This is a genomic window from Anabaena sp. 4-3 (assembly GCF_001597745.1).
Classification (GTDB): Bacteria; Cyanobacteriota; Cyanobacteriia; order Cyanobacteriales; family Nostocaceae; genus Trichormus.
Genome location: NZ_LUHJ01000026.1, coordinates 419,471 through 444,166 on the forward strand (window position 1 = coordinate 419,471; position 24,696 = coordinate 444,166).

The 24,696-nt window shown below is 39.1% G+C and carries 24 protein-coding genes; 10 read left to right on the forward strand and 14 right to left on the reverse strand.

Annotated features, from left to right (window positions below; translation table 11 throughout):
* Positions 1–41 precede the first annotated feature (41 nt).
* The 8 genes from A3775_RS08330 to A3775_RS08365 all read right to left on the reverse strand — a co-directional run bounded on the left by A3775_RS08330 (position 42) and on the right by A3775_RS08365 (position 8,513).
* On the reverse strand, positions 42–581 hold the full coding sequence (locus A3775_RS08330; protein WP_066377730.1) for a DOMON-like domain-containing protein: 540 nt from the start codon (positions 579–581) through the stop codon (positions 42–44).
* Positions 578–1,696 (reverse strand): phosphotransferase enzyme family protein, encoded by a 1,119-nt coding sequence (locus A3775_RS08335; RefSeq protein WP_066377728.1) that lies wholly within the window; start codon positions 1,694–1,696, stop codon positions 578–580. The genes A3775_RS08330 and A3775_RS08335 overlap by 4 nt, the downstream gene beginning before the upstream one ends.
* 107 nt (positions 1,697–1,803) lie before the next feature.
* Entirely contained in the window at positions 1,804–2,148 is a 345-nt protein-coding gene (locus A3775_RS08340; RefSeq protein WP_066424517.1) for a hypothetical protein, read from the reverse strand.
* A 5-nt stretch (positions 2,149–2,153) separates the two neighbouring features.
* Positions 2,154–2,522 carry a hypothetical protein gene (locus A3775_RS08345; RefSeq protein ID WP_066424518.1) on the reverse strand — a complete coding sequence of 123 codons (369 nt, stop codon included), beginning with the start codon at positions 2,520–2,522 and terminating at the stop codon, positions 2,154–2,156.
* 78 nt (positions 2,523–2,600) lie between these two features.
* A complete protein-coding gene (locus tag A3775_RS08350; protein ID WP_066424565.1) occupies positions 2,601–3,782 on the reverse strand; it encodes an AGE family epimerase/isomerase in 1,182 nt (393 codons plus the stop codon).
* Positions 3,783–4,041: 259 nt separating this feature from the next.
* Positions 4,042–5,151, reverse strand: coding sequence for a glycosyltransferase family 4 protein (locus A3775_RS08355; RefSeq protein WP_066424520.1), 1,110 nt, complete (start codon positions 5,149–5,151; stop codon positions 4,042–4,044).
* 148 nt (positions 5,152–5,299) lie between these two features.
* Positions 5,300–6,085: a PIG-L deacetylase family protein gene (locus tag A3775_RS08360; protein WP_066424522.1), complete on the reverse strand. Its 786-nt coding sequence runs from the start codon at positions 6,083–6,085 to the stop codon at positions 5,300–5,302.
* 217 nt (positions 6,086–6,302) lie between these two features.
* Positions 6,303–8,513, reverse strand: coding sequence for a hypothetical protein (locus A3775_RS08365; RefSeq protein WP_066424524.1), 2,211 nt, complete (start codon positions 8,511–8,513; stop codon positions 6,303–6,305).
* Positions 8,514–9,312: 799 nt separating this feature from the next.
* Between A3775_RS08365 and A3775_RS08370 the strand changes: the two genes are divergently transcribed.
* The 3 genes from A3775_RS08370 (at position 9,313) to A3775_RS08380 (ending at position 13,077) form a co-directional block, all read left to right on the forward strand.
* Positions 9,313–10,482, forward strand: a complete 1,170-nt coding sequence (locus A3775_RS08370; protein WP_066424527.1) for a glycosyltransferase family 4 protein — start codon at positions 9,313–9,315, stop codon at positions 10,480–10,482.
* Between the two features lie 92 nt (positions 10,483–10,574).
* Positions 10,575–11,705, forward strand: coding sequence for a glycosyltransferase (locus A3775_RS08375; protein ID WP_066377715.1), 1,131 nt, complete (start codon positions 10,575–10,577; stop codon positions 11,703–11,705).
* 229 nt (positions 11,706–11,934) lie between these two features.
* On the forward strand, positions 11,935–13,077 hold the full coding sequence (locus tag A3775_RS08380; protein WP_066424529.1) for a glycosyltransferase family 4 protein: 1,143 nt from the start codon (positions 11,935–11,937) through the stop codon (positions 13,075–13,077).
* A 69-nt stretch (positions 13,078–13,146) separates the two neighbouring features.
* On the opposite strand, the gene A3775_RS08385 is transcribed toward A3775_RS08380, so the two are convergent.
* Positions 13,147–13,410, reverse strand: coding sequence for a hypothetical protein (locus A3775_RS08385; protein WP_066424567.1), 264 nt, complete (start codon positions 13,408–13,410; stop codon positions 13,147–13,149).
* Positions 13,411–13,594: 184 nt separating this feature from the next.
* Entirely contained in the window at positions 13,595–15,226 is a 1,632-nt protein-coding gene (locus A3775_RS08390; protein WP_066424569.1) for a mechanosensitive ion channel family protein, read from the reverse strand.
* A gap of 677 nt (positions 15,227–15,903) precedes the next feature.
* Between A3775_RS08390 and ahcY the strand changes: the two genes are divergently transcribed.
* From ahcY to A3775_RS08410, 3 genes are all read left to right on the forward strand, one after another.
* On the forward strand, positions 15,904–17,181 hold the full coding sequence (gene ahcY / locus A3775_RS08395) for an adenosylhomocysteinase (protein WP_066377711.1): 1,278 nt from the start codon (positions 15,904–15,906) through the stop codon (positions 17,179–17,181).
* A gap of 314 nt (positions 17,182–17,495) precedes the next feature.
* Positions 17,496–17,912 (forward strand): XisH family protein, encoded by a 417-nt coding sequence (locus tag A3775_RS08405; protein ID WP_066377709.1) that lies wholly within the window; start codon positions 17,496–17,498, stop codon positions 17,910–17,912.
* Positions 17,900–18,229, forward strand: coding sequence for a XisI protein (locus tag A3775_RS08410; protein ID WP_066377707.1), 330 nt, complete (start codon positions 17,900–17,902; stop codon positions 18,227–18,229). The genes A3775_RS08405 and A3775_RS08410 overlap by 13 nt, the downstream gene beginning before the upstream one ends.
* Positions 18,230–18,274: 45 nt before the next feature.
* On the opposite strand, the gene A3775_RS08415 is transcribed toward A3775_RS08410, so the two are convergent.
* The gene (locus A3775_RS08415; protein WP_066377706.1) at positions 18,275–19,492 is read right to left on the reverse strand and encodes a hypothetical protein; all 1,218 of its coding nucleotides are present in this window, start codon (positions 19,490–19,492) and stop codon (positions 18,275–18,277) included.
* A gap of 305 nt (positions 19,493–19,797) precedes the next feature.
* Here A3775_RS08415 and A3775_RS23490 point away from each other — a divergent pair, with 305 nt between their 5' ends.
* A complete protein-coding gene (locus A3775_RS23490; RefSeq protein ID WP_255363859.1) occupies positions 19,798–20,151 on the forward strand; it encodes an element excision factor XisH family protein in 354 nt (117 codons plus the stop codon).
* Positions 20,139–20,474, forward strand: a complete 336-nt coding sequence (locus A3775_RS08420) for a XisI protein (protein ID WP_066377704.1) — start codon at positions 20,139–20,141, stop codon at positions 20,472–20,474. Before A3775_RS23490 ends, A3775_RS08420 begins: the two co-directional genes overlap by 13 nt.
* A 185-nt stretch (positions 20,475–20,659) precedes the next feature.
* On the opposite strand, the gene A3775_RS08425 is transcribed toward A3775_RS08420, so the two are convergent.
* Both A3775_RS08425 and A3775_RS08430 read right to left on the reverse strand, forming a co-directional pair.
* On the reverse strand, positions 20,660–21,028 hold the full coding sequence (locus A3775_RS08425) for a Crp/Fnr family transcriptional regulator (RefSeq protein WP_066377702.1): 369 nt from the start codon (positions 21,026–21,028) through the stop codon (positions 20,660–20,662).
* 565 nt (positions 21,029–21,593) lie between these two features.
* The gene (locus A3775_RS08430; RefSeq protein WP_066377790.1) at positions 21,594–22,268 is read right to left on the reverse strand and encodes an HAD family phosphatase; all 675 of its coding nucleotides are present in this window, start codon (positions 22,266–22,268) and stop codon (positions 21,594–21,596) included.
* A gap of 105 nt (positions 22,269–22,373) precedes the next feature.
* Between A3775_RS08430 and A3775_RS08435 the strand changes: the two genes are divergently transcribed.
* Positions 22,374–23,219, forward strand: coding sequence for a uroporphyrinogen-III synthase (locus A3775_RS08435; RefSeq protein WP_066424531.1), 846 nt, complete (start codon positions 22,374–22,376; stop codon positions 23,217–23,219).
* Positions 23,220–23,266: 47 nt separating this feature from the next.
* Here A3775_RS08435 and A3775_RS08440 read toward each other — a convergent pair whose 3' ends face one another.
* Entirely contained in the window at positions 23,267–23,716 is a 450-nt protein-coding gene (locus tag A3775_RS08440; RefSeq protein ID WP_066377697.1) for an Hsp20/alpha crystallin family protein, read from the reverse strand.
* Between the two features lie 443 nt (positions 23,717–24,159).
* Between A3775_RS08440 and A3775_RS08445 the strand changes: the two genes are divergently transcribed.
* Positions 24,160–24,480, forward strand: coding sequence for a multidrug efflux SMR transporter (locus A3775_RS08445; protein WP_066377695.1), 321 nt, complete (start codon positions 24,160–24,162; stop codon positions 24,478–24,480).
* Positions 24,481–24,696: the final 216 nt, after the last annotated feature.

Below are 24,696 nucleotides of genomic sequence, written 5' to 3' on the forward strand. Positions count from 1 at the left end.
AGGTGCGTTAAGTTTTGACTAGCGCACCTGAATTTATCAGGTCACAACTCAATCATAAAACTATCTCGTAAATGAAAATCAGCATCTACACCTTTATGAGTTAATGCCCAGTAGGTTAGATGACTGTTTTGTTGTTTAATGACAGTGGTAATTGCTACTTCAATGGGTTGGTTTTCTGAGATGATTGGATTCAAATCAACATTCAAAGTCAGCACTAAACTATCTGATTGATTCTGCACACTCAACGGCAGCACACTAAAAGCTGTTTCTTGTTGCATTCCTTGGCGATAGTTATCAAAGTGATAGATGTTCCAATGTCTAGCCGGGGAAAGGTTAAATTCCCAATAACTTTGAGAATTTTTCACACCCAAAAAAAACTCAAAGCAGGTATTTTCCCATAGTTCATGTTTTCGCTTTGGTGTGTCTGCGGGTGGAGGAATGATAATTTTTTCTAAGTCGCCTGTTAGTTGGTAGGTGATGGTGAGTTGATTTTGATGACGGTTGATGTTACCTGTGATTTTGACATCAGGTAAAGATTCCCCAGAGGGGAATGGTTGTAAAGTAAATGTTTGTTGGTTCATTTCATGTCTTGAATAATTTGGCGAATCTGAGTTTCTTGAGATTCTATACTTTCGGTAAGCTTAAACTGTACAATTGCTCTGGCTAAGTTATGTTCTGGATGCTTGACTTTAAAGTAGACATTCCCGGCTAAATAATCCGCAAAAAACCGCAACCCTAACTCAAAGGCTATCAGGCGAATAGCATCATACATATATGTGTAATCGTTCTCAGTCAAAAACGCTTGAGCTACGGAAAGATAACCTCGTAATATTCCCTGACATAAATCTGTATCAAAATAGACATTATTCCAGTCTGCTGTTTCTTCCCCAGCCGGATTACAACCAGAACGCAAACAGTCACCAATGTCGTAATGTACTAACCCCGGCTTTACTGTGTCTAGGTCGATGACACTGACGGCTTTGTGAGTGCTGGTGTCAAACATAACATTATTAATTTTGGGGTCGCCGTGCATTAACCGCAGAGGTAGTATACCCTGAGCTTTGGCATTTTCTAGGATATGTGCAAAGGTGGCGCGATCGCTCACAAACTGTAGGCAATAATTTACTTCTGGGGAGGGTTGCGGTGTAGTCGTCGCCAAAACTTCTTGATAATGGCGCAGGTAAAGCGGTGTGATGTGAAAACCTTCCAGGGTATCGGCTAATTTTTCCGGTGGTAAGTCGCTAATTAAGTTGTGAAACATCCCCAAAGCGTAGCCAATTTCTTGCGCCTGTTCTACACTTTGCATGGTGTCGAAAGACTGCGACCCAGCAATAAAGCTAATTCCTCGCCAAAAGTTGCCCTCAGCATCAATATAATAGTCTTGAGCTTGCTGTGTTGATAAAACGCGGGGTACTTCCCAACGACGGTCTAAGGGGGTATGTTGTAGTCTTTGGCGTACATGGTCTGTGAAAGTACGCATATTCTGCATAATCAGTTGGGGTTGGCGGAATACCTGCGTGTTGATGCGTTGCAGGATAAAATGCTGTTCCCCAGGAGCATCAAGAGTGACTAAGAAAGTATCATTTATATTACCACTGCCAAAACCGCGAACATCCACAACTTGACTCTCAAGCGTGAATTGTTGAGCGATCGCCACCAGATTTCCTATACCATGAGTCCTGATAACTGTTGTCATATTGGTTTTTACTCCCCACAGATGAATTGCACAAAGGCAATAGGAAATTATAGTAGCTTAAGTTTTCCGCCCAGTATATATATAAGTGTTGCAAAGAATGCGATCGCTTATTCACCACGGCGACAAATCAAGTTAGCATAGTTGAGTTCATCAGGATTTCGACGGAACAAATCGAGGATGTCGGAAACCGCAGAAAAATCATGTTGGCAAATTTGTTTGCCTTGAGCATCATACACCCGCACATAACCAGATTGATCGTCCTCCTGTCCAGGCATAGCAATCAATGCTGGAATTGCATAAACCACCGCTTGATACTTACTATCAGGGTTAGTATATCGCTTGCGTTCATAAGCTAAGGGATGATGCGCCCCTCCTATCAGCCACAAAATATAGACTACTAATGCAACACCTCCAGCCAAGACTAAAAGCTGCGGTTTCCTTGAGTTTTGCATGATAATTAGTTTCTCATGTTCCCTTTGCTGATCAGAAACAGAGAACCGGGTAGCCAAAATCCGAAAATCAAACCTAAGCGGGAAGTAATCGCTAGCCAGTTGAGACTACGATTGTGGAACATATCATATATCGAATAAACGCACGAAGCCACACCAACTAAACCAACCACCCGTAAACTAATAGCGTGACTTTGGGGAAACCAACAGGCGATCGCAAATACAAAGCACAATCCTACAAGAACTGTTGTACCAATGATAAATTCTACTTGTTTATCCGGTGGTCTGGTAGCAAATACACCAGGAGATTGCATCAACAGCGAAATTCCCCCCAGCATTGATAAAACTCCCAGCACTTTCCAAAAAGTTTTACTCACAATTACTTCTCCTTTGGTGATGATTTTATACCACCTAGTGGGATAAGCTATTTTAGTACAAGTGAGGAGATTAGCGATTTAAACTGACTGCAAACTCAAAGCTTCAAACTGTCGCCAACACAGGTACATAGCACGGGGAACATGAAAACATCCTTTCCATTTACCCCCTTTCAGATTTAACAACACATCTCCACGGCGATTGAGATAACCAAACCACTCACCATATTCTAAATCAGCAAAGTGTGACCAAGAATAATCATGGATTTTCTCATACCACTCCCAACACTCTACTCTCCCGGTGAGACGATAACCCATTGCTAAGGCCACTAAAGTTTCTAAATGCACCCACCACAGTTTTTGATCCCATTCCAACTGCTGCGGGGGATGTCCATCTGCATCCATAAAGTAATATAAGCCACCATATTCATTATCCCAAGCAAAATTCAGGATATTTAACACCACATCAACAGCTTGATTAATGGTTTTGCGGTCGTTTTTACGGTTGGCGATATCCATAATAAACCACATGGCTTCAATCCCATGACCAGGATTAATTAACCTGCCATCAAAACAATCAATGTGAGAACCATCAGGAGTAACGTTTTCATACATCAATCCCCGTTCTTTGTCCAGAAAATCTGTCATGACTTCCTGAACGGTTGCAGTTAAGACACTTTCTAAAGTTTCTTCAGATAGCAACCATTCCATTTCTAGGGTGAGGTTGGCTAAAATCATCGGCACAGCTAAGGCTTTCATGGGGCGTGTGCCGGGGTAAGTTTTGCTATATTTACCTTTAGGATGTTCTTGACGGCGTAGCACATTGTTGTATGCTTGCATTGCTACCTCCTGCGCCCATTCTTCACCAGAGGCTAAAGCATACTGACTAAATGCCATTGCCGCAAAGCAATCAGAGAATATATTATAAGGCTGAACTAATGGTTTTCCGGCACGAGTCAGGGCAAAATACCAGTTACCTTCGTTATCTCTGCCGTGTTTAGCTAAAAATTTTGCGCCATTACTAGCGATTTTTAACCAGTTTTCCCGTTGTTCTAGTTGGTTGCACAGCATGGAAAAAGTCCACACTTGGCGATTTTGCAACCAGATAAATTTGTCTGTATCATATACCTCGCCTTGACGATTTAAGCAGGTGAAATAACCGCCTTGTTCCCAGTCTACTGAATGTTTTTCCCAAAATGGCAAGACATCATTGAGAAGGGTGTGTTGATAAAGTGCTGCTAGTGCTGAAAAATCCTGCGCCATATTCCCCTGGTGAAAAGCAACAGGGTTCATTATCGCTTTGCTGGCGATGAACTACAAGTATTTTAAATTTTATATCATGTCCGTTTGAATAGTTATCATATCTGTTGGGGTAGGGAACAGGGAACAGGTAACAGGAAGGAACAGGCAACAGGGAACAGGAAGGATCAGGGAAGAAGAAAAGATCAGCATCGAAAACTTATCATAAGTAATTAGCCGGACATGATGTTAATTGGTTTGACAGCACCCTGTAGTCAGTGGTTTATCTACCAATTAAAACTTCTTCTTTGATGATTTCCCGATGAAGATTGTAGTTTTTGGCTAATTCGCGGTAGACAGTGAGGGTTTCCTCGTTGACGCGCGTAGCTTTGAAGCGTTCAAGGTTTTTTTGTGCGCGATATTTATATTTTTCCAGTTGTTGCGGATTTCTGAGTAATTTGCTCAACGCATCTGCTAAACTTTGACTATCTTTGGGTGGAATCAGAACACCAGCCTGTCCATGATCCAAAGTTTCAGGAATGCCATCTACATTACTAGCAATAATCGCACACCCAGCTTCTCGCGCTTCTGTCAGCACTAAACCAAATGATTCGCAATGGGAAGCCAGCACAAAGATATCGGTTGCTAGCATATAGCGTTGTGGTTCTGGCTGAAATCCTTCAAAATGAATGCGATGACTAAAGGGTGTATTGTTCACCATTGTCTCAAACATGGTGCGATCTGGCCCATCCCCGACTAAATATAAATGTGCTGGCGGAAATTCCGGCGCGAGTTTCATAAAAGCTGTGATTAATTCCGCAATTCCTTTGCGGGTATACATCCCGGCTACAGTGGTAATTGCTGGACGATGTAATGGTAATGGTTGATAATCTGGTAGTTGGCGATGCCGGGGACTACCCAAGGTGCCGTTAGTAACTATTCTCAGTTTCTTTTTGGGTATACCACGCCGGATCATAGAATTAGCTACAGCATGACTAACTGCTATGACTCTATCTGCTAATCCCATCAGGATGGCACTACGCTGAAACTCATTGTGTACTGTGGAGACTAAACCATAATTACAGCCATTTCTCAACATCGCCGCTAGCACTACGCCTGTCATCATGTGTGCATGAATAATATCTGGCTGAAATTTTTGTATCAATTGCCGCAACTGCCATGCAGCTTTAATTATATTAAATGGTTGTCTAGACTGATCTAAATGAAAATGTCTGACACCATAACTTCCGAGTAAGGCGGCGTATTCTCCTCCCGCCGAAGCCACAGCAATTTCATAACCACTTTTTGCTTGTAAACAGGCTAGGTCTACTGCTACATTGACAATACCATTACCGATTTCTTGGACATGATTAGTAATATGTAATATTCTCACCTAAATGTTCTCCATAGGAATTATAGATAATTACCTAGACAAATTCTTGTTTTATTCTGGTTATCGACCAAAAATTTATATGGGCTGTAAATTTGATGTGAAGATGCGCCCTAATAATGATTATTATAAGCTGAACAGAATTTACTATCTAGTCCTCAGTTTTGAAAAAGATTTCATGGTCATTTAAAAACTGTTTGACAAAGCCCGACGGTAAGCTTTGGAGTTGGGAGGAGTAGGAAGCGATCGCGCGATTTTTTTGTTCTTGTACCCCAGCAATGGCAACTCTATAGGCTGCTGCTATATCCTGAAGCTTTAGCAGGATAAATAATGGCGACCTCCAAAATAACCACACGGGATACTGATAAAAATCAACTTGAATATTTGCGGCTTTAATTGCTGTTTTTACTAATGTAAATGTCGCTTCATGGTCTTGATGACAATCTTGGCGATGGGGAACATAAACTTCTTCTGGCTGATAATAGTTTATCATTGCAGCTAACTGTTTAATTATCTGTTGATATTCTTCATTTTCTAATTTCTTTAAACCTCCATCTGCTTTAGCTAAAAAGTGAATATCTGTGGCTGCTACCCCTAGAATTTCTAATGCTTTTATCGCTTCTTGTTTGCGAGTTTCAATGATGTGATTCTGCGCATCTTGATTTAATGCTTCTGCACCCGCGCCATTAGTCAAAAATACCACGACCACAGGTATTCCTAATGCGCGTTTTTGGGCAATCATCCCGCCACAGCCAAAGGTTTCATCATCTTGATGGGGAGAAAATACCATTGCTGATTTCTGACTTAAACCTAGTTTTTGACTTCCAGCAAACAACAGCCAATTCCATAGTAATTTAGAGTGTAAATATTGCAGTTTCTCTAGCCATTGGTTAGGCATGAGCTTTTGTAATTGCTGGAGGTGATTTTTCATGGTCATATTGTTGTATTCTCTACAAACTTAAAATCTATTTTGTGTGTTACTGGTATTTTTATTTCTTGAGAGAATAAACAAGATTATAAGTTCATTATTATGAAGAACAGATAAAGAATGATTGTGAAAAAGATGTGGTTTAATTTAGACCAAAAATCAAAACCCCGACTGTTTAAACAGTCGGGGTTTTGATTTGTGATACTTGAGAATGTTGATAAAATCTTTACAGGCGATAGACAATTACTTTGCCTTTCCAATTTTCTTCAACAAATACCAGATATTCACCATTAGCACGACGCACAGCACGAATACCTTGAGGGATATCAATCCAACCGCTTTCACCTGCAACTTCTGGGCCTGGTTTTAATGTTTTGACTAAAGTTCCTGTCTTAGCATTATAAACATTGACTACGGCGGTTTTAGATGTCACGGAAAAAACATAATCGCCAGCGATACTCATAGCTGCGGTGACAATTTCCCGCTTACCTGTGGTGTCGTGGGGGACAACAATTCGCCAACGGGGTTGACGATTGCCTTGACTCCAATTATCAAACCTGGCAATTTCCGAACCGGCGGCTTTGGCATCATCCCCAATTGATGGATGTTCCGCCGTGAAGCCTGATAAATACATGGTGTCGGTTTCGGGGAAATATTCGATGCGGCGTAAATCTGTAAAAAAGCTGGGAGTCTTATCCTTTTTCATGGTACGATAGCTGTAAATCGGATTACCATGAGCATCTAGTCCTTGAACGGGATAATGACGAATGCCGTCTTGAGTGCGTAAGGTTTTCCAGACATCACCTTTGCTGTCTACCCACCATCCCCCCATGTAAGGATAGTCTTGGCTAGTGTCGTATTCACCTTGATCAAAAGCACCGTTACCGTTGCGATCGCGCCAAATCCATTCCCCCTTTTGCGGTTGATAAGCTGGCCATTTACCACTCATTGCTGCTTTACCATCCCCACGAGTACCGACAAACATCCCGGCGGGAATGGCAATTTTACCATCCTTAGCGGGATTGAAACGATACACTTGCAGAAAACTGGTGTACATATCTGTGAGGAAGATGAAAGGCTTACCGTTGATGCGGCGCACAAAGGTAGCATCTGGGGATGTATGCAAACGGGGATCTTGAGGATATTTGAATGGATTTAAGGTATAGGCTTTGTAAGTCCATTGTTTACCCGCCGGTTTACTATAATCCATTGCAAATTGTTCTTGCTTAGTGAAAACGCTTAACCCATCACTTTGAGGATCAGCATCAGCATTTTCTACAAAGAATAATCCTAATAATTGCCAAATTTGCTTACCTGATGGGGAAAATTTTCTTAAATCTGTGCCGGAATTATTAAACCCATTACTATTAACATAAATATTGCCTTGCTTATCTGCACCTACGCCAGTCAAACCATAAAATTTTAAGCTGTGGACTTCTCCGGGTACACCGCTATAAATTCCGCCTTTGTTACCGAAGGTTCCCACTTGTACAGGCTGATTTTTGATATTGTAAATCAATACTTGCTGACGAGTACCGTTGTCTGTAACTAAAAGTCTGTTTTGGTGATCGATAGCGATCGCCGTTGGTACACTAACATTAGTAATCTGTTGTGGTAATTGCTTTCCGGCTGGAGTGTAGCGTACAATCTTCGCAGGATTACTGGCATTTTTACGTTGAATAATCCAAAGATTATCCTGTTGATCAACTGCGATCGCTCCTGGTCTAGCAATACTAAAACTACGTTTTTCCTGCATTGTATCAGGATTGTAGACGCGAATTTTGTTAGTAGCAAAATCACTAACAAATAACTCATTACCTATCGTTGCTAACCCAGTAACTTCACTTTTGTTACTGACAATTAACATACTTTTATCCCAACCCCTTCCCCCAGGGAAAGGCGCAGGTTTTCCTGATAAGTCGTAACGTCTGACACAATACCAAGTTGTTCCTTCGGCGGGATAATCTTGATCTATTTTGCCAACAGCACCTTGAATCATCGCCATGTAAATATATTTGCTGTCGGCTGTGATAGCTTCCCCACCGCCTCGACTCCAACCGTGAGTATCACGCAGAATCGCCACAACATCGGCATCCTTATATATTGATGCTTCTGCACCTGCTTCATCCCAATGACTATTAGTATAAATAGTGCCATTGGAAGCAACATACATTCCTTCAATATAATTCTGTACCCACTTATTCCCACCACGAAAAGTATTACCTATCCAAGATGTTTTATAAGTAGTTGCGGGAACACTACTTATAGTTTCATCTATGGGAATACCAACGGTAGTCAGAATTAAACCCGTCATCACTGCCAAAAAAAATAGTAAAAATTTTAATTGGCGAAACTTAAGATTGAGCGATAAATTTCTGAGGCTTTGGACTAACTTTAGCTGTACTTTACGCAAATACTGAAATATTTGGCTTCTCATGCAGTAAGTTTCCCAACATTTTATCTATTGCTAGGGTAAGTTAATTAATCTTATCTAGTCATAAGTAATAAATAATCATCTGTCAAATCCAATATTTGATAGTTAGCATTAGTAATTATTATTTATATTTTTAACCTCCATAAATAGTAATCAAGTAATCATTCATACTGTACCTTACCTAGCACAACTTGTAAGACAATAGTGGAACTATTGACTTGATGAAATTGTTAAATTTAAAACAATCTATTTATATTAACTGCCCATCATGCCTTTGACGAGCAGACATATACATACATAACAAATAGTTACGGCTTCATATTTCATGTTTAACAAATTTTTATCAAAACCACATCATTGGTTTATTTTTGCTATGAGTTTGTCTAAAAGAATATTAATTGTGTTTATATTGACTTTTTTCTCAAATTTAGTAACTATAGATTTCAAAAAAAATTATTTATTGCTACTGGTAGTTTTACTATCTTTACGTTGTCTAGTATGAGGCTGTGCGAATAAACACCTCATTGGAATTGAAATGAGGTATCTACCATTTCTTTCACAAAAACAGGTAAGTTTTGATATATCCATAATCAGGAGATGATTCATTTAATAAAATCTTTAAATACTAGATGATTCCATATAAAATCTCTATTTTATCATAGGAAAAATTTACTGATTAGATAGATGAGAAGCGAATATAAATACTAAAGACTGTCGATGTACTGTTATATACAAAACAAATAAATGGGTTTTTGTATAGAAATAAACAGAAATATTTTGGCGAACAAATTGGAGATAAATAGTGAAAGATAAAACAGCTAATATTAGTTCAACCTCTGCTTCTATTCTCACTTTAGGAACAGGCTGGTTTCCGAAAACACCTGGAGGATTAGAACGTTATGTGTATGAGCTAATTCATACATTAGCGGCGGATAAATACCAAGTAGAATTATGTGGAGTAGGTTTACCAAACACAGAATTAAATTTACCAATCACACTGACTAACTTAGCATCACCAGATACTTCTATCTGGCGAAGACTATGGTCTATTAGGAAAAATTTCCAACAACATAGAAGAAGTAAACCCGATGCGATTAATTTACATTTTGCATTATATAGCTTTCCGATTTTAGATATTTTACCGAAAGGAGTGCCGATTACGTTTAACTTTCATGGCCCTTGGGCTTCGGAAAGTAAACAGGAGATGGTGAATAATCAACTGAGCATTTTTATGAAGCGTCGGCTGATCGAACAAACGACTTATCATCGCTGCGATCGCTTCATAGTTCTTAGTAAAGCTTTTGGCAATATTTTACATAAACAATATAAAGTTTCGTGGAAGCAAATCCATATTATTCCCGGTGGTGTTAATATCGAGAAATTCCAACCAAACTTATTACAAACAGCCGCTCGTCAGCAGTTAGGCTGGCCAGATAGTCGCCCTATTTTATTTACATCCCGGCGGTTAGTAAACCGGATGGGACTAGATAAATTGTTGGCAGCTATAGCAATTATTAAACCAAAAGTACCTGATGTTTGGTTGGCGATCGCAGGTCGAGGATATCTCAAAACTACTCTAGAACAACAAGCGAAAGCATTAGGCTTAGAAAACAATGTGAAATTCCTAGGTTTTCTCCCAGATGAACAGTTACCCATAGCCTACCAAGCTGCTAATTTAACTGTGATGCCAAGCCAATCTTTTGAAGGATTTGGATTAGCAATCCTAGAATCTTTAGCTTGCGGCACCCCCGTTTTATGTACACCAATCGGGGGGATGCCAGAAATTTTGCAACCCTTTTCACCAGAGTTAATCACCACTTCTACCGAAGTTTCAGCCATTGCCGAAAAATTAGAACAGATATTACTAGGACAAATGCCCACGCCGTCACGGGTAGATTGTCGTCAGTATGCTGCAACTAACTTCAATTGGCAAAAAATCGGTCAGCAAGTGCGTCAAGTTCTCTTGGCTTAAATAGTAATTGTCTCAACAACAATTTAATAGCTAAGTGACATCTCTGTGATTGTAAAAATCAATTCCACTCGGACACCGGAGATAAAATTTCTATGCTTGCAATTAATGCACTTGCTAATCAATACTATATCTACATCAAAAAAGGACAGCAACCAATTCCTTGGGATATATACGACAGCAAGCCACCAGTTAAATTTGGTTTAACTGATTATTTGAGTAAAGTATTTCAAGCTATAGAAACAAGTTCGGCGATTCGTGATTTCATCTTTTATATAACCTGGGATGAAATGGATGAATTGCCAACTTATGGTCAAAATGTAGTTGTTTTTGTTGTCGGAGACGAATGGTATCGGACACCAATGTATGCTCATAAAGTCAGGGCTGTATTTAAATGTATAGGAACTCGTCCCGTCTTAGGATGTAATCCTCTACTTCAGCCTTCTTTGCTGAACTTGCTCACCTTAATTCAATTTCTCAGAATCTTAATTGTTTCCTTCCCTGGATTAGCAAATTATCAATACCACAAATTGAAAAGTTGGTTATCAGGTAAAGGTAAAATCACTCCAATTTATGACATTCCTCTAGGGTATAACAATTCCAAAAATCTACCAATTAAGCCCATCGAAGCACGGCTGTATGATACTTATTTCTCTGGTAGTATTGTACACATATCTTATCCGATATGGTCTTTGAAGCATTGGCTAGGAACTCCCAAAAGCTTGGCGAGAAAACTGATGATTTCTAGTCTCCAAAAATTGCAACGCAAAAATCCCCATTATCAAGTCGAATTAGCAATTACAGCAGGTTTTCATGACAGAAAACCTGAAGATGAGCGTAGTTATTGCGAAATTATGATGGATACTAAAATCTGTGTTGTTCCTAGAGGCACATCTTTTGAGACAAATCGGTTATTTGAAGGTATGAAATATGGTTGCGTTGTCGTTACAGAAGCTTTACCTTCACGGTGGTATTTAGACGGCGTGCCTGTGATTCAAATTAAAGATTGGCGGGATTGGGAAAAAGTTTTAGAAAACCTACTACGTAATCCGCAATTAATCCAAGAAATGCACCATAAATCTCTGGATTGGTGGCAAAATAAATGCTCAGAAACTGTTGTGGCGGAATACGTTGTTAAACAATTGAATGCCAGTATTACACTCAGCAGTCAACAGCAAAACCTATTACCAATAGCAAATTTGTCTATGTCTTTAACTCCACCCTAAAGAGGATTAGGGATTTGAGATTTTGCTAGCATAAAACTAAATGTTCTTTAAGCAAGTCTGATATTGTCATATCTTGCAGCATTCTCAATAAGTGTTAGGTGGGCATTGCCAACAATATAAAACTCAGGGTTTTAGCTACTAAAAAGCAATGCCCACCCTACAATTTTCTAGTATTACGCAATTGTCATAATGAAACTTTATTCACTAAACTATCAATAATTTATTTGTGATGAAAATCTTATTTTTAGACCAAAGCGGTAAACCTGGTGGGGCGGAATTGTGTTTAATTGACATTGCTAAACCTTACCGCGATCGCGCCTTAGTTGGTTTGTTTGCAGATGGTAGTTTTAAAACATTACTACAACAAAATCATATACCCGTTGAAGTTCTCACCACCCAAAAAATTCAAGTTAGAAAACAAAGTAATTTCTTCCAAGCATTTGGTAGTTTAACACAACTCGCACCCCTAATATTTAAGGTAGCCGAAACCGCGAAAAAATATGATATAATCTATGCCAATACTCAAAAAGCATTAGTTATTGGGGCAGTAGCTAGTTTTTTAGCTCGTCGTCCCTTGGTTTATCATTTGCATGATATCCTGTCATCAGAACACTTTAGCCAAACTAACCTTCGCGTTGCTGTTAACTTAGCTAATCGGTTTGCTACATTAGTCATTGCTAATTCCCAAGCTAGTAAAACAGCCTTTGTGCAAGCCGGAGGAAAAGCAGAAATAACTCAAGTTGTCTATAACGGTTTTGATGGAAAACTCTATCAAACCAGTCCGGCGGAAACTCAAAAACTGCGGCAACAATTAGGAGTAGAAAAGAAATTTGTCGTTGGACAATTTAGCCGACTTTCACCGTGGAAGGGACAGCATATTTTAATCGATGCTATTGCTCAATGTCCGCCAGAAGTGACAGCAATTTTAGTTGGTGATGCTTTGTTTGGTGAACAAGATTATGTTAAACAATTACATCAACAAATTACCCAACTAGGACTAGAAAAGCGCGTGAAATTTCTGGGATTTCGGAATGATATCCCGCAATTAATGGCAGCTTGTGATTTAGTCGCCCATACTTCCATTGCACCCGAACCTTTTGGTAGAGTCATTGTTGAGGCGATGCTGTGTGAAAAGGCTGTAGTGGCAGCTAAAGCTGGCGGTGCAACAGAATTAGTAGAACACGGAATTAATGGGTTTTTAACTACGCCTGGAGAGTCACAAGAATTAGCAGAAATTATTAATACTTGTCTGCAAGATCAACAGACAACTGCAACTATAGCGAGTCATGCTAGAACTACCGCTAGTCAACGTTTTGATGTCGCTCATATTAATCAGCAAATTGCCGAACTATTATTAAGCTGCGCCAAATAAATTATGTAGAGACGTTATACATAACGTCTCTACATCAAGGAATCAAGTATAATTGCAGTGATCAATTAACTAGGCTACTTCCCGCAGTTGCGTGGGGATATCCACCTCTGATAATGGTAAAGCCAGTTGTTCGGTTTGAGGTACAGCCGCTTGTTCTAACACCTGAACTTCAATATTTACACTGATTAAATAACTACCTGTATCAGCACCTACTGCTTCAGCAATTAATTTAGCAATGTCTGGACGTTTTGCTGTAAGCGGATCTCTGAGGATGCAACGATCCCATTCATGCTTGGCGGTGGGGTTGAGATTGAGAATGTAATGTTTCATCATTTTACCAGATCCTTTAATCCCTCTTCCAGAAGACCGTGACATAGCTGTTATCTTGCTGTACTAGGCTTTTTCGACGTTAGAACTATTATAGTACATTTGTACTAAACAGGGATTGGGGACTGGGGATTGGGAAAAAGTTCTTCTCCCCTGCTCCCCTACTCCCTACTCTCTCAAGCAACAGAGGTTAAAAAGATTTACCGTTCTCTGGAGAGTTCAATAACTGAACATCATTCACCCAAATTGCTTGCTGAGGTACGGGAATGTCAACGCCGACTTGATCGAAGGCGATTTTCAGACGACGACGGTATTCTCGCGCTACATCCCATTGTTTGAGAGGTTGGGTTTTAATCCAGACGCGAATCATCAAACCGCGATCGCCAAAATTATCTATCCCTAAAACTTGGGGTGTTTCCACAATTTGGCGTTTCCATTGTGGATCTTGATTCATGTTGAGAGCCACATCTTTAATTAACTGCAAAGCCTGTTCAATATCAGTATGATAAGCCACTGGAATCGTTAAATCGGCTCTTGACCAACGACTCGAAAGATTCGCCACCACTTTAATTTCACTGTTGGGAATCGTAATCAAGCGTCCTTCTGCGTCTCGTAGCTGTGTCATCCGTAAGTTGAGATTTTCGACTAAGCCGCCGACATCTCCCACAGCAATCACATCGCCTAAAGCATACTGATCTTCAATGATGATCAAAAAGCCATTAATCGCATCTTTGATCAAGTTCTGCGAAGCTAAAGACACCGCCACACCGACTAAACCCGCACCCGCTAGCAGGGGGACGATATCGATACCAAAGAAAATCAAGGCTAGGAGAATGCCAACCCCCACCCAAATCAAAGTCACAATACTTTTAGTTACACCAGAGAATGTAGAAACTCGCAGTTTCAAACGTTCGGAGGTTGCGGAATTTAATAAAGCACCACTGCTGATGAGGGTTGAGGTGAAGCGGTCAATTAGGGCAAAACTCAGACGAATAACTACATAAGTCCCGACTATAATTAGACCCAATTTTAAAGGAATTTGGGCGGCTGTGACAATCCCTACTTGCAATACCCTGGTATAAGGAAATAAACCCAAAATGATAAAACTACCACCGCCCCAAATCCCCCCTTGGGTGATTTGAAACAAGCGTTTTTTGACTTCTTGAAAATGTTGATGTTGCTGTTGATTTAGCTGAGATGTAATATTTTCAGCGTCTTGTGAAGGGGCGGGAATAGGTTCTATGGAATTTTGTTTAGAACGACGCTGCCAAGTATAAACTCCCCAACCAGCTACAAGCATGGCGAGGGCGATACCAGCAGCGATTTTACCTTGGTTGAGCAGAAATTGCGGCTGTCGCTCTCGTTTAGCCCGTTCTAGCCCGGTTTTCACATCTTCAACAATTTGTTGTGCCAAGATTGAGGGATCTATCTGTTGCAGTCTAGCGTCTGCGGTGGTGACAGTCATCAGGTATTTACCGTTGACTTCAATGATTGGTAATCCATTGACTGTGCGGGTATTGACTTCAACTTGTTGTGCATCTGAGCGAAAGAATTTTGTACTGATTTGTGAGAGATTCTGTTGGATATTTTGCGAACGATCTGAAAAGTTGCTTCTGGATGCGGCAATTTGAAATAATCGCCTACCATCCAAATACACCCAATCTGATACAGTTCGGTTATTCGTTTCATTGCTCAGATTGTTAGGAGCTGGCAATTGAGGTAAAAGAGGAATCTGGGCAGTAACTTTCGGCACAGAAGCAACATTCAACGCTGTTGTACCTGCGATCGCCGCAGATCCACCCCATACTGGTTTACTACCCAAAAAGCCGGGTACTGACTGGCTAGAACCTGCTGTTGCTGCCGTTGTCACCGCCACAGCTATCGTGCATCGAGCGATCGCCAAAAATTTAAAGCGCACTCAAAGACCTCCTTTAGCGAAATTTACTGTAGACTGCTCCTCAAACCACCTTTCACATTTAACTTGTTACTTGGGTAAATGTACCTATCAAAAGTTAAGTTTTATTCCCATACAATTAAGTTGGGGTATTCTAATCCTTGAGATAGATGACAAATGAGTTCATCTGTCATGAGAAGTAATCATAAGAGTTGCCAATCTGTATACTCTTACCAAAAATAAATGTAAAAGAAAAAAGCCAGATATGCAGTTAAACAGGAAAGAGGCAAGGGAAAACAGCTAAAAGCCTGCCTCACCCATCTCAGACGGCGATTTATCCCTTGGTAGGGATGAGGGAGTGGGGGGAGATGAAGGAGTGGGGGGAGATGAGGGGGATGTGGGGGATGTGGGAGTGGGGGGAGAAGACTTTTACCCAGTCAGCTGTCAACAGTCAACCATCTTCATTTTGAATTTTGTACGCCTTTGGCGTTCCCGCAGGGTATTTTGAATTTTGAATTTTGAATTCCCCTCCCTAGTCGTGGCATACTATAGTAAAGCACGTAACAAATTACGTAGCTTTTTTTACTTTTTTGAGGTAATTGTTAATGACCGCAACTTCTCCCCGATTAAAGCACGAGGTTAAAGACCTCGCCCTCGCTCCCTTGGGAAGACAGCGTATTGAATGGGCTGGACGGGAAATGCCTGTATTACGGCAAATCCGCGATCGCTTTGAGAAAGAAAAACCATTTGCCGGGCTGCGTCTTGTAGCTTGCGCCCACGTTACCACAGAAACCGCACACCTAGCGATCGCGCTCAAAGCGGGTGGTGCTGATGCTGTGTTAATTGCCAGTAACCCTTTATCAACTCAAGATGACGTAGCAGCTTGCTTAGTCACTGATTACGAAATTCCTGTATTTGCGATTAAAGGCGAAGATGCGGCAACCTACAACCGCCACGTGCAAATCGCCTTAGACCACCGTCCCAACATTATTATTGATGACGGTAGCGATGTAGTTGCAGACTTGGTGAAAAACCGTCAGCACCAAATTTCTGATTTAATTGGGACTACAGAAGAAACCACCACCGGGATTGTGCGTTTACGCGCTATGTTAAACGATGGGGTGTTAACCTTCCCCGCGATGAACGTTAACGACGCAGACACCAAGCACTTCTTTGATAACCGCTACGGTACAGGTCAATCTACCTTAGACGGCATTATCCGCGCTACAAACATCTTGCTGGCTGGTAAAACCATTGTAGTAGCTGGTTATGGCTGGTGCGGTAAAGGTACTGCTTTACGGGCGCGTGGTTTGGGTGCTAACGTTATCGTTACCGAAATTGACCCGATTAAAGCGATTGAAGCGGTAATGGATGGTTTCCGGGTGTTACCCATGTCTGAAGCTGCACCTCATGGTGATTTGTTTATTACCGTGACAGGTAACAAGCACGTAGTCCGGGGTGAACACTTCGACCTAATGAAAGATGGTGCGATCGTTTGTAACTCTGGTCACTTTGATATTGAGTTAGACTTGAAATACTTAGCAAGTCAAGCCAAGGAAATCAAGACTGTTAGACCTTTCACAGAGCAGTATATCCTCAACAGTGGTAAATCTGTGATTGTACTGGGTGAAGGTCGTTTAGTTAACCTCGCTGCTGCGGAAGGACATCCTAGCGCGGTGATGGATATGAGTTTTGCTAACCAAGCGTTAGCTTGTGAATACCTGGTGAAGAATAAGGGTAAATTAGCACCTGGTTTGTATTCTATTCCCACTGAGGTTGATCAAGAAATTGCTCGTTTGAAGTTGCAAGCTTTGGGTATTGCAATTGATAGTTTGACAGCAGATCAGATTGAGTATATCAATTCTTGGCAGTCTGGAACTTAATCATTTAAAACCCATATCCCGACAGGGAATTAATTCCCTGTCTAATAGTTGAAGTCATCTAAAGATGACTAGGGAAAATGAAGGTCTTTTAGTAAACTAAAGTTTACTTTGGCTATTAGCCCGGAACTTCAGTTCTGGGGGGGTTTGGAAGCTAAATTATTAATAGTTTTTTGGGGATGGGCGTTTTGCTTGTTCCTTTTTTTTAACGAACCACGAAGACACGAAGGACACGAAGGAAGAAGGGAAGAAGAGAAGAAGGTATTGCTTGAGAATTTAGGTATAATCTAAGATAGAAAATATGGCTTTATGTTTTTATGTCAGCGAAGGATATTTTTCATAATGCAGTTAGGTTAGCTTTAGAGAAAGATGGTTGGTTAATTACTGCTGATCCTTTAATATTTATAGTAGATACTATAGAATTTCGTATTGATTTAGGAGCAGAGCGACTTTTAGGCGCAGAAAAAGAAGGACAAAAAATCGCTGTTGAGATAAAATCTTTTTTAGGGAAATCGGCAATTAGTGAATTTCATACAGCTTTAGGACAAACACTTAATTACCGTTCTATTTTAAGAACAGAAGAACCTGATCGTATTTTATATTTAGCAATTAGTTATGAAATATATACAGCATTTTTTCTGAAACCTGTGATTCAAAACATAATTGGTGAACATAACTTAAAATTATTGATATTTGAAGGTAGCAAACAGGAGATTGTTTTATGGAAGGAATAAATTATTCTGAATTAGTACAGACTGTATTAGCAAGACATACAGAAAGTCATTTAGCTAAGGGAACAGAACTACAATTAATATTTGATAATCAAAGAGATCATTATTTAGTAATTCATCTAGGATGGGAAGGTGAAAAACGGACTTATGGTTCAATGATTCATATAGATATTATCAACGGAAAAATCTGGATTCAGTGCGATTTTACAGAGGAAGGGGTAGCTAATGAGTTGGTAGAATTAGGTGTTCCGAAATCTGATATTGTTTTAGGTTTTAGATCACCTTATGTTAGGCAGTTTACTGGTTTTGCATCGGTTTAAACTCTCATTGAATTTTAAACTGCTTGCTTTAGATAAAAAAATTAACTAACGTAGAGCAGGACGTTTTATTATATCAGGAGGTAGTTGCAGACCATCCAATCCAGAAAGTTGCCTTACCCCAGACATAAAGATAGTATGTATAATGTTTTGGTGGTTAATAGCTTCTATAGAGTTTACAGAACATAAAAAATTACCGAATTTTTCTCCATCAAGGTTTGCTCCAATAATTAATTTGCCATTATAAATAGAGAAATTAGTAGGTATTTTTTCGCAATATTTTAAATATTCGTTTACAGCTAAACTGATATATCCGTTTTTATAGAGTGACACTTCTAACTTAAAGGGTTTTTGCATCATCTCCGAACTAATAGGAAGTTTGGCAATTATTTTATTTAATAATCGCCTTTGAGAGCCAAAAGTTTCAAAAATTAAAAATTTTGTAGTTTGTTGACAAGATAAGCCTAAAATATTACTTTTTTCCTTTTCTTTTTGCTTATTGCCATAAACAAATATAAAGCCTTGTTTATTTATTTGTTGTAATTGTAATTCTAGACAAATTCTAATTCCAAAATTCGCTTGTTCTCGTATAGGAATTTGTATGTAAGAATTGTTAAACCAACAAGTTGGATTATCATAACCGTCCTTGATTAGCTTGCCATTATTGACAATCATAGGTTGGCGGTTCATAATAGCAGAGTAGCCGTTGTTATCGCCATTAAATTTTTCAAAAATATCCTTGTAGGCAGCGACAAGGCAACGAGCTATATCATGAGTTAACCGTAAATATGTTTCTGGTATTTCACAAATAACATCATGATATAGCTTATTTAAATCAGGCTGATTAACTTCAAAATTAGGTTGCCAATGAATAGAACCATTATAGGCAATTGCAAACACAAAATTCTGTAAGGTATATAATTGATTTTCGTATTTAATAATGGGAGCAGCTAGAAAATCTTGAATTTTTATATACTTACTATCTTGATGATTATAAATTTGTGTGCAGCATTCGATATTTATAGTAATGCCTAATCTATTTGGAAAATTTTTATTTACTGGCACAAGTATAATTAGGTCATATTTGTATAACTCATGAGCTAGTGATCTTGGTGTATCTTGCTCAAGTATGACATTTCTTATAAAAAGTGCTAAATCTTCAAACCGATTATCAAGTTCTTGTTCAGCAAATATTTGTAACTTATTGTAATATTCTAAGCCTCTTATTTTTTTATCGAAAGGATTTTTGTTGAAATTTTTATTCATATTTCTTATCCATTAACAAATCAAAATATTGGTAGGACTGTTGTAGTATAAGTAGGGTGCGTTAACCAAGTGTAACACATCAATTATTTTTCAGATGTAGGTTGGGTTGAGTAACGAAACCCAACATCTTTATAATTTGATTGCGTTGGGTTGCACTTTGCTTAACCCAACCTACGAATATAAATATTTTTTTGTAAATGTGCAAACTTATATAGTATATATTATAGTATAAAATTAACCCTATGCCAGCTAGAGATATTTACCATAATTCCGTGAGAAATTCCCTAGAAAAAGATAATTAGCAAATCACCAAAGATCCATTTATTATACAATCGGGTACAAGAGATTTATATATAGACTTAGGTGCAGAAAAACTTATAGCCGCCGACAAAACTGGACAGAAAATAGCAGTCGAAATTAAAAGCTTTATAGGTGCTTCTCCAGTCACCGACTTAGAAAACGCTTTAGGGCAATATATCCTATATTATGACATCCTCAGTCGCTTAGAACCTGACCGTCGCTTATATCTCGCTATTCGTCAAGAAACCTACTCCGAACTATTTCAAGAACCAATTGGTAAAATATTATTAGAAAATCAACGCCTTTGTTTACTTGTATTCGATTCAAAACGAGAGGTGATACTGCAATGGATACCTTAGATAATTATCGCCAAATTATTCAAAAAATATTAACCGAATATTCCCAACTACCCTACGCTTACGGAGAACTAGAAAGACAACTAATAATAGACCAAAACGCCAACCATTACCTATTACTAACATTAGGATGGGAAAATAATCAACGGGTGCATGGTTGCTTAGTCCATATTGACATTATCAACGATAAAATCTGGATTCAAAGAGACGGAACAGAATACGGTATAGCAAACGAACTTGTTAACGCTGGTATTCCTAAAAATCAAATTGTTTTAGCCTTCCAACCAGCCGACATCAGACAATATACAGAATTTGCAGTTGCTTAAAACTTTGCGTTCTTCCTTGCTAAACTAAAAACATTCCTACAAACTCATCCCATTGTTATGAAACATCTATACATATCCCCCCATTCCCTGCCTTGCGGCACGCTGCGCGAATGTGGGGAAGGGGGGTGAGGGGGGTGAGGTTTCCCAGCATTGGCTATGAACAACAATACTGTTCCAACATCCTCTTACAGTAAATGCTGCAAACGAGTCAAGCGTTCTGAATAATTCTTAATCACCATTAGAGCAAACATTGGCGTTTCTTGAACAGCAAACAGAAACCGCTTTTCATTTAAGTAAGCGAGTTTACAATCAGAGTGCGCGATCGCAGTATAAGTCCTGTTTTGTACGCCTACCAATACACCAGCACCAAATACTTCACCAGCCTCAATAGTTTCTACAACTTTACCATTGACTGATATATCTACTGTTCCCTCTACAATACCATACATATATTCACCAGGCTGTCCTTCTGTAAAGATGACTTCACCGGCTGAAAATACTTTATGGTCAGATTGTTTCTGAAATATACCAATCGTTATTACAGGACTTAACATAAATTCCACCTGCAAAATTCCTAAATGTCAACGCAGCTTCAAGATTGCTCATCTCAAAGCCGAGTCAAGTATACTACTGACTGGAAAGTAAGATTCACTATGCAAAATATCATTAATCACTTTCCGAAACACAACTTTGTGCCAAATTGGCAACCATTTAGTGATTCACACTGGTATTATTTATATTGTGCAAGGGGTGTAGCAAAAGTAGCCCCGACCGCAAGGTTGGGGTAACTTCTGCAAAATATCTGGGTTAATTTACGCTTCATGTTCTGCGGCTAGTCATATCATGTCCGTTTGAATAGTTATCATATCTGTTGTGCTAGGGAACAGGGAACAGGGAACAGGGAACAGGGAACAAGAAAAGATTAGCATCGACAACTTTTCATAAGTAATTAGCCGGACGTGATATCATATCCTGTTCGCTTCAAATCAGATGATGACATCAGTTTTCGGCTAGTTAGACTACAGTATAGAGACGTTACTTACAACTGCACCGTAGAGACGTTGCATGCAACGTCTCTACAAGGTTTTGAAACTTTTGACTTGATTTTATAGCCAATGCCTAACTTCTAACGCCTAAACTCTGTTCTAATAACTCACTAGCTTGGGTTAAAGAGTCCAACACTTGATAAGCTAAACACTTGATGTCTGGTGATGGTTGTTCGATGTCGGGAACCATAATTGGGTACATCCCAGCACTAAAGGCGGCTTCTATCCCTACACAAGAGTCTTCAAACACCACACACTGCACAGGTGCAACATTAATTCTGCGACTGGCTTCTAAATAGATATCTGGTGCGGGTTTACCTTCAGCAACATCTTCACTGGTGACAATGGTTGTAAAGTAATGCAGAATTCCGGCGTTGGTTAAACGGCGAATGGTGCGACTGCGTGATGTGCCTGTGGCTAAGGCGATGACTATCCCCAAATGCTTTAACTGACGCAATAAATCTAATACACCTGCTTTTAATGGTAAACCTTCTTGCAACTCCCGGCGATCGCCTATTTCGATCCGTTGTGCTGTCACCGACTCAAAAGGAAAATGATTACCGTATCTTTGTTTGAGAATTTTTTCCCGCCAAGATAAATCACGCCCGACAAACTCGTAATAAAAATCATCACTCATAATATAGCCATGACTGGCTAAAGCTTGTTTCCAAGCCCAGCGCGCAATGCTTTCTGTATCAAACAGCAACCCATCCATATCAAAAATTGCGGCTCGGATATTTGCTAGCACACCCACACCTCTGGTTATACCTTAACAACACCTAATTATGTAATTATGCCGTTTATTGGTTATCCAACCTCTCGCATTTAATCATCAGAAAATTTGGACTTAATTATGCACTCCCAATTGAGAAAAACTAACTTGCTGACTGCATCTTGCCTATTACCTTTATATAACAAAAGAATCCTAGTGACAGCCCCTAGAAATTACGCATCTCGGTTATCTGCACAAATCATTTCTCAAGGTGGACTGCCTATACTCATGCCCACTATCGAAACTTGCAATTTATCTAATTATACATATTTAGATGCGGCTCTCAAAACTATCAGTCAATTTGACTGGATTACTTTTACCAGTAGAAATGGCATCATCGCTTTTTTTGAGCGAATGTATGAACTAAATATATGTTTATCTCAATTGCAAAATTGCCAACTATGTGCATTGGGTAAAGATGCAGATATATTATTATCTTTCTGTGACAAAGTTGATTTGATCCCCAAGGAATCTAGTCCGAAGGGAATTGTCAACGAACTATGTCAAATACCTGGAATTGCTGGCAAAAAAGTTTTAGTCCCTGCGCCAGAAGTTATTGGTATACCTGAACCAAATGTAGTTCCTAACTTAATAGCGGATTTACAAAAATTAGGAATGCAAGTCACCCGGATTTCTACATATATAACTCAATGTTTAGATAAAAATATTTACCCATTGGAATTAAGCTTAATTTCTCAAGGCTTGATTGATGTTATTGCCTTTAGTAGTACAGCCGAAATCACCAGTTTCTTAACAATGCTTAACTCAAAAAGCGAGTTAGAAAAATGTATCATAGCTTGTTTTGGCCCTTACACAGCAGCTAACGCCAAAAACATGGGGATAAATGTAGATATTGTCTCTACAGACTTTAGTTCATTTGAGGGATTTGTGCAAGCGATCGCCCAATTTTATCACCATCCTGAATGATTTAGAAAAAAACACCCGACTTTTTTTATAAGTCGGGTATCTTTTAATTAACCAACAGAATCTAGATTAATTTTAACAACTTTATTTTTTTCTTCCTCAGCTTTCGGCAAAATTAAATTTAAGATACCATCTTTATATTCTGCCTTGACATTGGTATTTTGAATGCGAACAGGTAAAGGAATCACACGTTGGAATTTACCATAGTGGAATTCACTCTTGATAGTACCTTTATCTTCCGTCTTAGTTTCAGATTTACGTTCACCCCTCACGTAAACAGCCTTATCAGTGACTTGTAAATCTATATCTTTAGCTTCCATCCCAGGGATTTCTAACTTTAGATGCACAGCATCATCTGTTTCATGTAATTCAGCCGCCGGAACTTTCACTAAAGTTCTATCAAAGATTGTGGTAGGTAACATATCTTCTTCAAAAATCCGATTTAGTTGGCGTTGTATTGTGTTCAACTCTTGCCAAGGATTCCAACGTACCAGTGTCATATCACTACCTCCTATATGGTTTGTTTTGAGAATCAATTAATGCTTTAAACTTTTGATTTGTTTTTATCTTATTCATAAATGTAGGTGGTGCAAATTCGGTTTTTATCACCTGATAAATGATGATTTCCGAACGTGTAAAAACCGTATTTAAGGTACGGTAAACCGTTCTGATGGTGACAAATCAATTCAAAATTAAAGAATCTTTGGGAAATGGGAAGATGAGGGAGATGAGGGGGATGAGGGAGATGAGGGAGATGAGGAGGATGAGGGAGATGAGGAGGATGAGGAAGAATAAATGACTAATGACTAATGACTAATGACTAATGACTAAATCCATTAGTTGTTATCTACATAGCAGAATTACTCAAGTAATTACTCATAGGATTGAGATAGAGCAGAGGCAATGAATAACTCTGGATGATTGTTAAAATTTACCGAAAAATATGTTAATCAATTGGGTTTACCTGCTGGGAGCAATTATTTTTGAAGTTCTAGGCACAACCTGTATGAAATTATCAGCAGGATTTAATAATCTTATTCCTTCCATTTTGATATTTGTATTTTATGGGGTTGGTTTTACCTTCTCTACCCTCGCCTTAGAAAAACTTGATGTTGGTGTTGCATATTCTATTTGGTCAGGTTTAGGAACTGCTTTAATTGCTAGTATAGGGATTATTTGGTTTCGTGAGTCTATGAACTTGGTCAAATTTATTTCGATTGTGTTAATTATCACGGGTGTAATTGGCATAAATTCAAGTAAATAAAGCTACGACTGCTGTTGTCTAATCCTAGTAATAACCATTTGGAAAAGCATCTGAGAAAAAAACCTCATTCATTATGTACATGAACGAGGTATATAGCAGAGGAAATCAACAAATGTGATCAGTCTAACATTGCGTTTGAAGACAGGAGAGTGTATCGCGATCGCTACTATCAACTATAATGGCAGCAGACTAAACTAATTTAGCCTGCTTTTTTGT

Excerpts from the sequence above, each read along its gene's own strand:
- A3775_RS08415 (WP_066377706.1), bottom strand. The coding sequence starts at position 19,492 with ATGAATAAAAATTTCAACAAAAATCCTTTCGATAAAAAAATAAGAGGC.
- A3775_RS08420 (WP_066377704.1), top strand. The coding sequence starts at position 20,139 with ATGGATACCTTAGATAATTATCGCCAAATTATTCAAAAAATATTAACC.
- A3775_RS08405 (WP_066377709.1), top strand. The coding sequence starts at position 17,496 with ATGTCAGCGAAGGATATTTTTCATAATGCAGTTAGGTTAGCTTTAGAG.
- A3775_RS08360 (WP_066424522.1), bottom strand. The coding sequence starts at position 6,085 with ATGACCATGAAAAATCACCTCCAGCAATTACAAAAGCTCATGCCTAAC.
- A3775_RS08425 (WP_066377702.1), bottom strand. The coding sequence starts at position 21,028 with ATGTTAAGTCCTGTAATAACGATTGGTATATTTCAGAAACAATCTGAC.
- A3775_RS08435 (WP_066424531.1), top strand. The coding sequence starts at position 22,374 with ATGCACTCCCAATTGAGAAAAACTAACTTGCTGACTGCATCTTGCCTA.
- A3775_RS08440 (WP_066377697.1), bottom strand. The coding sequence starts at position 23,716 with ATGACACTGGTACGTTGGAATCCTTGGCAAGAGTTGAACACAATACAA.
- A3775_RS08340 (WP_066424517.1), bottom strand. The coding sequence starts at position 2,148 with ATGCAAAACTCAAGGAAACCGCAGCTTTTAGTCTTGGCTGGAGGTGTT.
- A3775_RS08385 (WP_066424567.1), bottom strand. The coding sequence starts at position 13,410 with ATGATGAAACATTACATTCTCAATCTCAACCCCACCGCCAAGCATGAA.
- ahcY (WP_066377711.1), top strand. The coding sequence starts at position 15,904 with ATGACCGCAACTTCTCCCCGATTAAAGCACGAGGTTAAAGACCTCGCC.
- A3775_RS08445 (WP_066377695.1), top strand. The coding sequence starts at position 24,160 with ATGTTAATCAATTGGGTTTACCTGCTGGGAGCAATTATTTTTGAAGTT.
- A3775_RS08335 (WP_066377728.1), bottom strand. The coding sequence starts at position 1,696 with ATGACAACAGTTATCAGGACTCATGGTATAGGAAATCTGGTGGCGATC.
- A3775_RS08410 (WP_066377707.1), top strand. The coding sequence starts at position 17,900 with ATGGAAGGAATAAATTATTCTGAATTAGTACAGACTGTATTAGCAAGA.
- A3775_RS08375 (WP_066377715.1), top strand. The coding sequence starts at position 10,575 with ATGCTTGCAATTAATGCACTTGCTAATCAATACTATATCTACATCAAA.
- A3775_RS08330 (WP_066377730.1), bottom strand. The coding sequence starts at position 581 with ATGAACCAACAAACATTTACTTTACAACCATTCCCCTCTGGGGAATCT.
- A3775_RS08365 (WP_066424524.1), bottom strand. The coding sequence starts at position 8,513 with ATGAGAAGCCAAATATTTCAGTATTTGCGTAAAGTACAGCTAAAGTTA.
- A3775_RS08350 (WP_066424565.1), bottom strand. The coding sequence starts at position 3,782 with ATGGCGCAGGATTTTTCAGCACTAGCAGCACTTTATCAACACACCCTT.
- A3775_RS08380 (WP_066424529.1), top strand. The coding sequence starts at position 11,935 with ATGAAAATCTTATTTTTAGACCAAAGCGGTAAACCTGGTGGGGCGGAA.